The following is a 12,455-nucleotide window of genomic DNA, read 5'->3' as shown; positions in this document are numbered from 1 at the left end:
CCCCGCACGTACGCCCCCCTCGCCACCTGGGACGGCCTCTTCCAGCGCATGGACCGGGCCCTGCACCTCTACCGCCGGTTCGCGCCGCGCCCCCTGCGCCGGGCGGCCATGGACGCCGCCGCCCGCTGGATCATCGAACGGCAGGAGAACGACGGCTGCTGGGGCGGCATCCAGCCCCCGGCCGTCTACTCCCTGATCGCCCTCCACCTCCTCGGCTACGACCTCGGACACCCCGTGATGCGGGCCGGCCTGGAGTCCCTGGACCGCTTCGCCGTCTGGCGCGAGGACACCGCTCCCGGCCCCGACGGCCTCCCCGCCGGCCCCGCGCCCGTCCGCATGGTCGAGGCCTGCCAGTCCCCGGTCTGGGACACCTGCCTCGCCGCCATCGCCCTGGCCGACGCGGGCCTGCCCCCCGACCACCCGGCCCTCGTCAAGGCCGCCGACTGGATGCTCGGCGAGGAGATCACCCGCACCGGAGACTGGGCCGTCCGCAGACCCGGACTCGCCCCCGGCGGCTGGGCCTTCGAGTTCCACAACGACAACTACCCCGACATCGACGACACCGCCGAAGTGGTCCTCGCCCTGCGCCGCGTCGCCCACCCCGACCCCGACCGCCTCGACGCCGCCGTCGACCGCGCCGTCACCTGGACCCTCGGCATGCAGTCCGGCGACGGCGCCTGGGCCGCCTTCGACGCCGACAACACCAGCACCCTGCCCAACCGGCTGCCCTTCTGCGACTTCGGGGAGGTCGTCGACCCGCCCTCCGCCGACGTCACCGCCCACGTCGTCGAGATGCTCGCCGCCGAGGGCCGCGCCCACGACCCGCGCACCCGCCGCGGCATCGCCTGGCTCCTCGACCGGCAGGAGCCCGACGGCAGCTGGTTCGGCCGCTGGGGCACCAACTACGTCTACGGCACCGGCTCCGTCCTCCCCGCCCTCGCCGCCGCCGGGATCCCCGCCTCGCACCCCGCCGTCCGGCGCGCCGTCGCCTGGCTGGAGTCCGTACAGAACGACGACGGAGGCTGGGGCGAGGACCAGCGCTCCTACCAGGACCCCGGAACCTGGGCCGGACGCGGAGCCTCCACCCCCTCGCAGACCGCCTGGGCGCTGATGGCGCTGCTGGCCGCGGGGGAGCGCGGCGGCAAGGCCGTGGAACGCGGCATCGCCCACCTCGTGCGGACCCAGCTCCCCGACGGCACCTGGGACGAGCCGCACTTCACCGGCACCGGCTTCCCCTGGGACTTCTCCATCAACTACCACCTCTACCGGCACGTGTTCCCGCTCACCGCCCTCGGCCGCTACCTGTACGGGGAGCCCTTCGCGCCCGGGACGCCCTGATGCCCGCCGCCGCCCGGCCCGGCGCTCCCGCGGCCGCACCGCTGCTCGTCGCCTGCGCCCTGCGCATCGAGCGGGCCGCCCTCGGCGGCGTACGGGGGGCGCCGCCCGGCACCACCGTCCTGCGCACCGGGATGGGGCCGCGGGCCGCCGAGCGGGCCGTCGTACGGGCCCTGGCCGGGCCGGAGCTGGCCGGAGCGGCCGTCCTCGCCACCGGCTTCTGCGCCGGGCTCGTACCCGGCATGCACCCCGGCGACCTCGTCGTCGCCGAGGAGGCCCGCGACCCCCGCGGCACCGTCCCCTGCACCGGCGCCCCCCGGCTCGCGGAAGCGCTGGCACGCGCCGCACCCGGCCGCACCGTGCACACCGGCGTCCTGACCGGCTCCGACCACGTCGTCCGCGGGCAGGAGCGGGCCCGGCTCCGCGCCGGCGGCGCCATCGGCGTCGACATGGAGTCGGCGGCCACCCTGTGGGCCGCGAGCCGGGCTCCCGGCGCGGACGGCGGGATCCGCCCCGTTGCGGCCGTCCGAGTGGTCGTTGACGCCCCGGAGCACGAGCTCGTCCGCATCGGCACCCTCCGCGGTGGAATATCGGCCTTCCGTGTACTGCGTGCCCTACTGCCTGCTTTTCACGACTGGCACCGTTCTTCGCCGCTCCCCAGGAGGTGAGCCAGATGGCCATGCCGCTGCGACAGTCCATCAGGGTCGGGACCTATCTGCTCGAACAGAAGCTCCGCAAGCGCGACAAGTTCCCCCTGATCGTCGAGCTGGAGCCGCTCTACGCCTGCAACCTGGCCTGTGAGGGCTGCGGGAAGATCCAGCACCCGGCCGGGGTGCTCAAACAGCGCATGCCGGTCGCCCAGGCGGTCGGCGCAGTCCTGGAGTCCGGGGCGCCGATGGTGTCCATCGCGGGCGGCGAGCCGCTGATGCACCCCCAGATCGACGAGATCGTCCGCCAGTTGGTCGGCCGCCGCAAGTACGTCTTCCTCTGCACGAACGCGCTGCTGCTCCGCAAGAAGATCGCCAAGTTCACCCCGTCCCCCTACTTCGCCTTCGCCGTGCACATCGACGGGCTGCGCGAGCGCCACGACGAGTCCGTGGCCAAGGAAGGCGTCTTCGACGAGGCCGTCGAGGCCATCAAGGAGGCGAAGAGGCGCGGATTCCGGGTGACGACGAACTCCACGTTCTTCAACACCGACACCCCCCAGACGGTCATCGAGGTGCTGAACTACCTCAACGACGACCTCAAGGTCGACGAAATGATGATCTCACCCGCCTACGCCTACGAAAAGGCTCCCGACCAGGAGCACTTCCTGGGCGTCGACCAGACCAGAGAACTCTTCAGGAAGGCCTTCGCAGGCGGAAACCGCCGCCGCTGGCGCCTCAACCACTCACCGCTCTTCCTGGACTTCCTGGAGGGCCGGGCCGATTTCCCCTGCACGGCCTGGGCCATTCCCAATTACTCCCTCTTCGGCTGGCAGCGCCCCTGCTACCTGATGAGCGACGGGTACGTGCCCACCTACCGGGAGCTGGTCGAGGAGACCGACTGGAGCAAGTACGGCCGCGGCAAGGACCCGCGGTGCGCGAACTGCATGGCGCACTGCGGCTACGAGCCGACCGCCGTCCTCGCCACCATGGGCTCGCTGAAGGAGTCGCTGCGCGCGGCCCGCGAGACGGTCGGCGGCGGCAGGGGCGGCCGGCCGTGACCGAAGAGGCGCCCTCCGGCTTCGACCTGCGGGCCCTGCTGGCCGAGCGCGGCGGCGAGCGGTACGAGCTGCACGCGCGCCACCTCAACCCGCAGCTGCCGCGGATGCTCCACACCATCGGCTTCGACAACGTCTACGAGCGGGCCGAGGGCGCCCACTTCTGGGACGCCGACGGCAACGACCACCTGGACATGCTGGCCGGGTTCGGGGTCATGGGGCTCGGCCGCCACCACCCCGTGGTGCGCCGGGCGCTGCACGACGTCCTCGACGCCGGACTCGCCGACCTCACGCGCTTCGACTGCCCGCCGCTGCCGGGCCTGCTCGCGGAGCGGCTGCTCTCGTACAGCCCGCACCTGGACCGCGTCTTCTTCGGCAACAGCGGCACCGAGGCCGTCGAGACCGCCCTGAAGTTCGCCCGGTACGCCACCGGGCGCCCCAGGATCCTCTACTGCGACCACGCCTTCCACGGGCTGACCGCCGGAGCGCTGTCGGTCAACGGGGAGCGCGGCTTCCGCGACGGCTTCGCGCCGCTGCTGCCCGACACCCGCATCCCGCTCGGCGACCTGGCCGCCCTGGAGCGGGAGCTGCGCGGGGGAGACGTGGCGGGGTTCGTCGTCGAGCCGATCCAGGGCAAGGGCGTGCACGCCGCACCGCCGGGCTTCCTGGCCGCCGCCCAGGAGCTGCTGCACCGGCACAAGGCGCTGCTCATCGCCGACGAGGTGCAGACCGGCATCGGACGTACCGGCGACTTCTACGCGTACCAGCACGAGCCGGGCGTCGAGCCGGACCTGGTGTGCGTCGCCAAGGCGCTGTCCGGCGGGTACGTCCCCGTGGGCGCCACCCTGGGCCGGGACTGGATCTTCCGCAAGGTGTACTCGTCCATGGACCGGGTGCTCGTCCACTCCGCCAGCTTCGGCTCCAACGCGCAGGCGATGGCGGCCGGGCTCGCGGTACTCGCCGTCATGGAGGACGAGCAGCTGGTGGCCCGCGCCCGTGCGACGGGCGAGCTGCTGCGCGGGCGGCTCGCGGCGCTCGTCGGCGACTACGAGCTGCTGCACGAGGTGCGGGGGCGGGGGCTGATGGTCGGCATCGAGTTCGGGCGGCCGTCGTCGCTGGGCCTGCGCAGCCGCTGGACGGTGCTCCAGGCCGCCCGCAAGGGGCTCTTCGCGCAGATGGTCGTGGTGCCGCTGCTGCGCAGGCACCGGATCCTGACGCAGGTGTCGGGGGACCGGCTGGAGGTCATCAAGCTGATTCCGCCGCTGGTGATCGACGAGGCGGACGTCGACCGGTTCGTCGGGGCCTTCCGCGAGGTGATGGACGAGGCCCACGACGGGGGCGGGCTGATGTGGGAGTTCGGGCGGACGCTCGTCAGGCAGGCGGCCGCGGGGAGCTGAGCGGTCCGGGGGCGCCGGCGGCCGGCCGGCGCCCTCCGGCCGCAGGGGCTTCAGTCGAGCAGCCGGTCGCGGAGGCGGTCCAGGGTGGCGGGGGCCAGGCGCAGGCCCTCGGCCAGGTAGCGGTCGGTGCCGCCCCACCGGGCGTCGATGGTGTCGAAGGCCGCGGCCAGGTAGGCGGCGCGGGCGTCGAAGAGCGGCGCGAGCAGCTCCGTCGCCTCGGGGGAGCGGGCCTCGGGGATGCCGCTGCCGGGGCGCACGCGGTAGCGGCGGTGCGGGGCGTTCGACTCCAGGTAGTCCGCCAGGATCGCCTCCCGCTCCACCCCCAGCGCGAGGAGCGTGACGGCGACCGCCACCCCGGCCCGGTCCTTGCCGGCGGCGCAGTGCATGAGCGCCGGAACGCTGTCCTCGGCCAGCGCGTGCAGCACCCTGCCGTGCTCGGCGGTGCGCTCCACGACCATCGCGCGGTAGGAGTCCGTCATCCGCGCGGCCGCCCTGCCGTCGCCCAGGATGCCGCGGAGCTGCTCGGTGTCCCCGTCGCGCACCATCGTCCAGAAGTCCGCGCCGGCGGCCGGGTCGGAGAGCGGGATGTTGAGGTTGCGCACGCCGGCGAGCGGTATGTCAGGGCCTTCCATGGCCTGGTCGACGGCGTTGCGGAAGTCGAAGACGGTGTGCAGGCCAAGCGATTCGAGGAACTCTGCATCGGTTTCGGTGGCATGCGCCAGATGTCCGCTTCGGTAGAGTCGTCCCGACCTGACCCGACGTCCGTCGAGAGTCGGAAGGCCGCCGACATCGCGGAAGTTGCGTACGCCGGCCAGCTGCGGCTCGGGCGCCCGTCCGGCCGGAGGGGGCGTGGGTATCTGCTGGGTCACGTGGATCCTCCGCATCGTCGCCGGATGTCCGAATTGAGCTGCTTGGGGCCAACGTGCCGCCGTCGGAGGGGAGATCGGGCGCAGCCCCGTGAGCCAGATCATACGGTGACCGTGCGTGCCCGAGGGGAAAACGTGAAAGCCCCGGCCGGAGGGCCTGTTGGCACAAGCGAATGGACACAGGGTGACCGGAATTCCGCCGGAATCGCGTTCCTGTGAATCCGTCAGGTAATTCGCGGCTTGTTCCGCCCCGTCGGACTCGATTACCTTCGCGACCGATCCGGACGGACCGCCTAATCCTGCCGCCGCCCGGAAACCGCACTCGACCATTCACGCGACCGGCAGGAGCGGGGGAACCAGGTAGGCCGCCGTCGCCGGGGTTCCCGCTCCGGAAACGGCTCGGGGTGAAGCCGTGCACGTCCCGCTCGCGGGGCCGTGCCGGCCGGACAGCTCCCGGTCCGAACCCGACAGCTCACCTCGCAGGCGCCGGAGAGGAATCCGCCATGCCGGCAAAGGGCAAGCACCGCCGTCCGAAGTCCCGCTCGATAGCCCGGGGTTTCGCCGCCGCCGGAACCGGAGGCGCCGCGCTCGCGCTCCCGCTGGTCGGCGCCGCCGGCGCCCACGCGGCGCCCGCCGCCACCGCCGCCGCCCCCGCGGTGGCTCCGCAGACCCACTCGGCGGTGCAGGCGCAGCCCGCCGCCGCACCGGCCGCCGCCCCCGCCCCCGCCGTCTACACCGTCGTGCCGGGCGACTGCCTCTCCACCATCGCCGCGGACCGCGGCGTCGAAGGCGGCTGGCAGCAGCTGTACGCCGACAACCGCGAGGCCGTCGGCTCCGACCCGTCCCTGATCCACCCCGGCCTCCGGCTCAGCCTCGGCGCGCCGGGCGCGGCCGGGGCCGCGGCGCCCGCCCCGGCGGAGAAGCCCGCAGCCAAGCCGGCCGGCAAGCCCGCCGCCGCGCCCGGGAAGAAGTCCCCGGCACCGGCGGCGGCAGCCGCCGCCGGCCGGCGCGCCGCCAAGGCCGCGGCCGACCGGCAGGCCGCCGCCCCGAAGGCGCCCGCCCCGCAGGCCGCCGCACCCGTCGCCGCCGGTTCCTTCGTCGCCCCCGTCGGCGGCGGCGTCTCCACCGCGTACAAGATGTCCGGTGCCATGTGGTCCAGCGGCTACCACACCGGCGTCGACTTCGTCGCCGCCTCCGGCACCCAGGTCCGGGCCGTCGGCGCCGGCACCGTCGTCTCCGCGGGCTGGGGAGGCGCGTACGGCAACGAGGTCGTCATCCGGCACGCGGACGGCAAGTACTCCCAGTACGCCCACCTCTCCCAGCTGTCCGTGACCGCCGGCCAGAGCGTCACCGCCGGCCAGGGCATCGGCCTCTCCGGCTCCACCGGCAACTCCACCGGCCCGCACCTCCACTTCGAGATCCGCACCGGCCAGTCCTACGGCTCCGACATCGACCCGCTCGCCTACCTCCGCTCCAAGGGCGTCACCATCTGAGGCCCGCCCCGGGCAGGGGCGGCCGCCGGACCCGTGCGGGGCCGGGACCCGAGGGGGGTCCCGGCCCCGCACGCCTCTATTCCGAACCGACCGGGTGGTATAGATCACGGCCCGTCAACCCCTGCCTACGGTGGCGTAGGTCACGTGGCGCGGTGAAAAATACGGTCTTGTGGCAGTGACGACGATGACAGAGACGACAGCGACCGCACGCAGGACCATCGGCTCGTACACGGCGATCGGGGACAGCTTCACCGAAGGGGTCGGCGACCCCGGGCCCGACGGGAGGTTCCTCGGCTGGGCGGACCGCCTGGCCGTCCTCCTGGCCGACCAGCGGCCCGAAGGCGACTTCCGCTACGCGAACCTGGCGGTACGCGGCCGCCTGCTCGACCAGATCGTGGCCGAACAGGTCCCGCGCGCCAAGGAACTCGCCCCCGACATGGTCAGCTTCTGCGCCGGCGGGAACGACATCATCCGCCCCGGCAGCGACCCCGACGCCGTCGCCGAGCGCTTCGAGGCGGCCGTCGCCGACCTCACCGGCGCCGTCGGCCTCGTCATGATCACCACCGGGTTCGACACGCGCGGCGTGCCCGTCCTCAAGCACCTGCGCGGCAAGGTCGCCACGTACAGCGCGCACGTGCGCGCCATCGCGGACAAGTACGGCTGCCCCGTCCTCGACCTGTGGTCCCTGAAGTCCGTCCAGGACCGCCGCGCGTGGGACTTCGACCGGCTGCACCTCTCGCCCGAGGGCCACACCCGCGTCGCCCTGCGCGCCGCCCAGGTACTCGGCCTCGACGTGCCGACCGACCCCGACCAGCCGTGGCCGCCGCAGCAGCCCCTCAGCTCCGTCGACGCCACCCGCGACAACATCCAGTGGGCCCGCGAGCACCTCGTCCCCTGGATCGGCCGCCGCCTGCGCGGCGAGTCCTCGGGGGACAACGTGGAGGCGAAGCGTCCGGAGCTGCTGCCGCTGTAGTACGGGCGGGCGCGGCGCCGGGCGGCGGGCGCCGGGCGGCCGACGGCGGCGGGAGGGGGAAACCGGATGCCGTCCGTCCGGCGGAATCCTCCGGGGCCGTCGGGCGTTGCCGAGGTGGGGGCCGTGCCCGGCACGGCCCCGCGCCCATCCGCCGCACCCCCAGGAGGCGCCTTGACCGGCTCCCGTCCCCCGCTCGCACAGCTGCGAGCCCTGCGCCCCGAGGCCTTCGGCGCGGACCCGACCGGGTGCGCGAGCTGGACTGGAACGAGACCACCGAGATCGCCGGCCTCTCCTTCACCGCCACCCCGGCCCGCCACTTCTGCGGCCGCGGCCTGCGCAACCAGCAGCACACCCTGTGGGCGTCCTGGGTCGTCGCCGGAGCCGAACACCGGATCTTCCACAGCGGCGACACCGGCTACTTCGACGGCTTCCGCGCCATCGGCGCGGCCCACGGCCCCTTCGACGCCACGATGATCCAGATCGGCGCCTACTCCGAACACTGGCCCGACATCCACATGACCCCGCAGGAGGGCCTCCGCGCCCACCTGGACCTCCAGGGCGGCATCCCCCACGGCGTCCTGCTCCCCATCCACTGGGGCAGCTTCAACCTGGCCCCGCACCCCTGGGCGGAACCGGCGGAGTGGACGGCGGACGAGGCCGAGGAGGCCGGCCAGGCGGCGGCCTTCCCCCGCCCGGGCGAGCCGTTCGAACCGTCGGGCAAGCTCCCGGTCGACCCGTGGTGGCGCGCGATCTCCCACCCGATCGCCCGCCCCTGGCGCCGACTGCGGGCCGCTCCCGCGGCCCCGGCCGAGGCTCCCGGCCGCGATCTCGATTTGGCGGGTGATCGCTGACGTCCGGCGGGGAGAGCCGGGCCGGGTCGCGGCCCTGCCCGGCTCGTCGTCCCACGGTCGCGACCGGGTGCTGTCCCTCGCCGTTCTCACGCTCGACCCGCACGGCCGGCAGACAGGGGCGTTCTCCACTCTCCTCAACCCGGGCTGCGACCCCGGGCCCGTGCACATCCACGGCCTCACTCCCGCCCGTCTCGCAGACGCTCCCACCTTCGAGGAGATCGCGCCGCAGGTCGGAGCACTGCTCGGCAACCGTGTCCTGGTCGCCCACAACGCGCAGTTCGACTACGACTTCCTGGCCCACGAGTTCGCCCGCGCCCGCTCCTGGGTGCCGGTCGGCAGGCGATTGTGCACGCTGGCCCTCAACCGCCTCGTGGGGCCCGCGACACCCGACCTCAGGTTGGGCACTCTTGCCGAGCACTACGGGGTGCGACAGCTGAAGGCCCACGACGCACAGGACGACGTACGGGTGCTCTCCGGCATCCTGCGCGGTTCGTTGAGCGCGGCCGAGCAGCTGGGCCTGTCCCTGCCGCTCCTGAGCTGCCCGCCCCGCCAGGACTACAAGCCGTACGTCCCCAAGACGCCCTGTGCGTACCGCAATCCCGGCCGGCCGGCACCGGGCGGGTCGCTGATGCAGGGCATGAAGGTCGCGATCACCGGGGAGACCCGGGTCTCCCGCGAGGAACTGATCGCCCGCTCGGTGGCTGCCGGGCTGAACGTGACGACCTCCGTCAGCGGCCAGACGAGCGTCGTCGTCACGAACGACCCGGCGGCCGGATCCGCCAAGCTGAACCGCGCCGCGGACGAAGGCGTTCCGATCGTGGACGAGCCGACGTATCTGCGGCTGCTGGAGAGCGTGCGGCCAGGCCAGGCCAAAGGCACGGCCCGGCAGCGCCGCACGGCGGAGGGGCCCGGGAGCCGGCCCGCCGCACCACCTCCGTCGACGCCGAGCCTCCCGGTACAGCGGACCGCTGCGACGGCCTCGTCCACCGCCCTCGCAGGCCGGTCGCTCACCGGGCGCAGGGTCCTCGTCATCGGCGGCACCCACTTCGAGGCGGCCGAGGCACGCGCGCGTGCCGTTGCCCTCGGAGCTTCCGCGGCGGTCAACCTCTCCGCCGGCGTGTCCGACGTCGTCGTGCTGCCCGGCGGCGAAGCGGACCGACGCATGGGCCGCATCACCACGCTCGGTCTCCGCGTCCACGACGCCGACTGGCTCCTCGCGCCCGCCGCGATCACGGACGGACACCAGCCGAACGCGGCAGCGGTACTGGCCCGAGGAGCCGTCATCGACCTGGCCGACACCGGTGCGGCATGGACGGTGGCCGCCACGTGGCGTCAGCAGACCGCCTGCGACGTGGACGTCGTCGCCTTCGCGGTCGACGCGCACGAACAGGTCCGGGGAGACGAGGACTTCATCTTCCACGGCGCTCCCGAGCACCCCGACGGCACCGTGCACCTCGGCACGGACGGTCCGACGGAACAGGCCGTCACCGTCGACCCGGAACGCCTGCCCCTGGAGATCCACCGGGTCGTCATCGCCGCCGCGATCGACGGCGCCGCAACCTTCTCCGACGTCGGGGCCATCGAGATCACAGTCACGAGCGGGATCGGCGCGGCCCCGGCCGCCCGGGCCACCCTCGACGCCGCCACCACCGAGCGCACGATGATCCTCGCCGAGCTCTACCGCCGAGGAGAGGGCTGGCGACTGCGGGCCGTCGGGCAGGGATACGACCACGGCCTCGCCCGCCTTGCCCGCGGCTACGGCGTCGACGTCGCCGCATAGCCGCCACTCCCGGAAACGGTTGGGTCGGCCCCGGGCCTGGTGGAATGCCGTTTGGTAGCGTGGCGGGTGTCGGCTGACCACCGGCAGGTGTGATCGGGGGGACGTGCAGTTTCGCGTGCGCGTGTGTGGTCATGCGCGTTGACGCGCCGTATGCCGGCTCGTGTTTCGTGCCGTGCCTTCCCATGCGGACCTCCCCGTCACTTCGTTGACCGTCCTGTGAACGAGGAGCAAGGCGCGTGAGGAAGAACCGGATGCAGAAGCGGGTTCCGCATGAGGGACTCATGTGGGGGGCCGCCGGATTCTGCGTGCTCGCCGGGCTCGTCGCCCCCCTGTTCGGGGACAGCGCCACCGCCGTCACGGTCCCCTTCGGCGGCGCGGTGAGCATCGTCGGCGGGATCGCCTGGCTCCGCAGGAACCAGGCCGCCTGATACCGGCCCGCGGCCGCCCGAACACCCGCGCACCGCGGATTCGGGCGGCCGTGCGAGCGGTCCACCGGGAGCGGGAAGCACCCCGGTGAACTTTCCCGACTCGTCCTCGACGGCGTGAGGATGCGGTCTAGCGTGGGTACCCGGTGATCAACACCGGGCTCCGGACACCCCGGGGAGCCCGGCCCCACGTAAGAGGACGCCGATGTCCGGACTCCGCCCTGCCCGCCACGCCCCGTCGAGACACGCCGCCGGCGGCCCCGGGCGGCAGATAAGGCCCCAGATGGTGCGCGCGGCCGTGCTGCCCGCCCTCGCAGCCGGCCTCAGCGGAACCGCCGCAGTGATCTTCACCCTGCAGCTCGGCGGCGGCTCCGGACACCGCGACCCGCGCCTGTGGCCCGTCCTCGTCGGCTGCGCCCTGCTCGTCGCCGGCGCGCTCGCGGCCGCCTTCCTCGGCGCCGAGCGCTCCGCCAAGGCCGTCCGCGACCGCTGCGAGGCCCTGCGCCGCTCCAGCGTCCGCGGCCGCCAGGAACTGCGCACGGCCACCGAGCGGCTGGAGCGCGGCGAGGTGCCGAACCGGCCCGTCCGCGGCGGCCCCACCGGCCCGCCTCCCGGCAGCGACCCCGAGCGGGTCGACGAGTTCTGGCTCCTCGCGCAGGAGCTGCGCGGCGCCCGCGAGCAGGCGCACACCGCGCTCGTACGGGTCTCCGGGCCCCCCGCGCCCTCCGACAGCGACCGGAAGGTCGAGGTGTTCATGAACCTCGCCCGCCGGCTCCAGTCCCTCGTGCACCGGGAGATCACGCTGCTCGACGGCCTGGAGGACACCGTCGAGGACCCCGACCTCCTCAAGGAGCTCTTCCACGTCGACCACCTCGCCACCCGGATCCGCCGTCATGCCGAGAACCTCGCCGTGCTCGGCGGCGCCGCCTCCCGCCGCCAGTGGACCCGGCCCGTCGACCTCGGCGAGGTGCTGCGCTCCGCCGTCGCCGAGGTCGAGCAGTACACGCGCGTGAAGGTGGTGCCGCCGGCCGGCGGCACCGTCCGCGGGCACGCCGTCGCGGACGTCGTGCACCTGCTGGCCGAACTCGTCGAGAACGCCACCGTGTTCTCCGCCCCCGACACCGACGTCGTGCTGCGCGCCGAGCGGGTCACCGCGGGCATCGCCGTGGAGGTCGAGGACCGCGGACTGGGGATGCCCGCCGCCGAACTGCACCGGATGAACGCGCTCCTCGTCGACCCCGACCAGGTCAGCGTCCGGCACCTGCTCGCCGACGGGCGGATCGGCCTGTTCGTGGTGTCCGCGCTGGCCCGCCGCCACGGCATCGCCGTCGAGCTCAAGACCAACATCTACGGCGGCCTCGACGCCGTGCTCGTCCTGCCGCAGGAGCTGCTCGGGGCCCAGGCCGCCGGCGCGGGGGAGGGGCAGGGCGGCTCCCGGGCCACCTCCTGGGGCACCGGGAACGGGCCCGTGACCGGGTACGCCACCGGGTACGGCGCTCCGGCCGGTGCGGCCGCGCCGCCGCTGGAGCCCGCACGGGTGGCCGTACCGAGGCCGGAGGCGCCCGCCCCGCGTCCCGCCGCCGCCCCGGCCCCGGTGCCGGCCCCGGCCCCGGTGCCGGCACCGGGGCCGGGG

Annotated in this window: 10 protein-coding genes, 1 pseudogene and 1 riboswitch; of the genes and pseudogenes, 10 read left to right on the top strand and 1 reads right to left on the bottom strand. The window is 74.1% G+C overall.

The features are described from left to right. The 4 genes from shc to EF903_RS18055 form a co-directional block, all read left to right on the top strand. On the top strand, positions 1-1,338 hold a 1,338-nt coding region (shc, locus tag EF903_RS18070; RefSeq protein ID WP_125544416.1), incomplete at its 5' end, for a squalene--hopene cyclase. Continuing rightward, positions 1,338-2,003 carry a 1-hydroxy-2-methyl-2-butenyl 4-diphosphate reductase gene (locus tag EF903_RS18065; RefSeq protein WP_125544414.1) on the top strand — a complete coding sequence of 222 codons (666 nt, stop codon included), beginning with the start codon at positions 1,338-1,340 and terminating at the stop codon, positions 2,001-2,003. The genes shc and EF903_RS18065, both read left to right, overlap by 1 nt. Before the next feature lie 5 nt (positions 2,004-2,008). Next, positions 2,009-3,040, top strand: a complete 1,032-nt coding sequence (gene hpnH / locus EF903_RS18060) for an adenosyl-hopene transferase HpnH (RefSeq protein WP_125544412.1) — start codon at positions 2,009-2,011, stop codon at positions 3,038-3,040. Further along, entirely contained in the window at positions 3,037-4,434 is a 1,398-nt protein-coding gene (locus EF903_RS18055) for an aspartate aminotransferase family protein (RefSeq protein ID WP_125544410.1), read from the top strand. The genes hpnH and EF903_RS18055 overlap by 4 nt, the downstream gene beginning before the upstream one ends. Positions 4,435-4,484: 50 nt before the next feature. Here the strand turns inward: EF903_RS18055 and EF903_RS18050 are convergent, their stop codons facing one another. Then, on the bottom strand, positions 4,485-5,303 hold the full coding sequence (locus tag EF903_RS18050; protein WP_185902712.1) for a tyrosine-protein phosphatase: 819 nt from the start codon (positions 5,301-5,303) through the stop codon (positions 4,485-4,487). A 310-nt stretch (positions 5,304-5,613) separates the two neighbouring features. Beyond that, a riboswitch (cyclic di-AMP (ydaO/yuaA leader) is annotated at positions 5,614-5,799 on the top strand. Positions 5,800-5,803: 4 nt separating this feature from the next. Between EF903_RS18050 and EF903_RS18045 the strand changes: the two genes are divergently transcribed. From EF903_RS18045 to EF903_RS18020, 6 genes and pseudogenes are all read left to right on the top strand, one after another. Then, on the top strand, positions 5,804-6,793 hold the full coding sequence (locus EF903_RS18045; protein WP_125544406.1) for a LysM peptidoglycan-binding domain-containing M23 family metallopeptidase: 990 nt from the start codon (positions 5,804-5,806) through the stop codon (positions 6,791-6,793). Positions 6,794-6,977: 184 nt separating this feature from the next. Next, positions 6,978-7,766, top strand: coding sequence for an SGNH/GDSL hydrolase family protein (locus EF903_RS18040; RefSeq protein WP_114055059.1), 789 nt, complete (start codon positions 6,978-6,980; stop codon positions 7,764-7,766). 236 nt (positions 7,767-8,002) lie between these two features. After that, a pseudogene (locus tag EF903_RS18035) lies at positions 8,003-8,617 on the top strand (MBL fold metallo-hydrolase); the annotation flags it as partial. A gap of 34 nt (positions 8,618-8,651) precedes the next feature. After that, positions 8,652-10,397 (top strand): TerD family protein, encoded by a 1,746-nt coding sequence (locus EF903_RS18030; protein WP_260615530.1) that lies wholly within the window; start codon positions 8,652-8,654, stop codon positions 10,395-10,397. Between the two features lie 236 nt (positions 10,398-10,633). Beyond that, complete coding sequence (locus tag EF903_RS18025) at positions 10,634-10,825, top strand: hypothetical protein (protein WP_125544402.1); 192 nt, start codon at positions 10,634-10,636, stop codon at positions 10,823-10,825. 280 nt (positions 10,826-11,105) lie between these two features. Beyond that, positions 11,106-12,455: ATP-binding protein (locus EF903_RS18020; protein WP_312845938.1), on the top strand; the 1,350-nt coding region annotated here is incomplete at its 3' end.

Origin of the sequence: Streptomyces sp. WAC05292 (assembly GCF_003949955.1) — a bacterium.
Lineage (GTDB): Bacteria > Actinomycetota > Actinomycetes > Streptomycetales > Streptomycetaceae > Streptomyces > Streptomyces globosus.
This window is presented reverse-complemented; position numbering and strand designations above follow the sequence as displayed.